1 protein-coding gene is annotated in these 272 nt (G+C 75.4%); it reads left to right on the forward strand.

The features are described from left to right. Positions 1-12 precede the first annotated feature (12 nt). A partial coding sequence (locus tag ACFHW0_RS31945; RefSeq protein ID WP_416613346.1) for a hypothetical protein occupies positions 13-272 on the forward strand: 260 nt, incomplete at its 3' end.

Below are 272 nucleotides of genomic sequence, written 5' to 3' on the forward strand. Positions count from 1 at the left end.
CGGCGTGCGGGCGTGTCGTCGTTCGGCATCTCCGGCACCAACGCCCACGTGATCCTCGAACAGCCGGAGCCGGCGCCGGGGCATGTGACCGCGTCGGGTGCGGAGCCGGTGGTTGCGGCGGCGGAGTCCGTGCACGCGTCGGACGGGGAGCTTCGGGGCGAGGCTGACCGGATCGGGTCGGCGGACGGGGTGCCGGTCTCGGCGTCTGCCGGGGGCGGGTTTGTGGGGTTGCCGGTGCCGTGGGTGGTGTCGGGGCGCTCCGAGCGGGGTCT

This window comes from Micromonospora sp. LOL_025 (genome assembly GCF_048060285.1).
In the GTDB taxonomy this organism is placed as follows: Bacteria; Actinomycetota; Actinomycetes; order Mycobacteriales; family Micromonosporaceae; genus Micromonospora.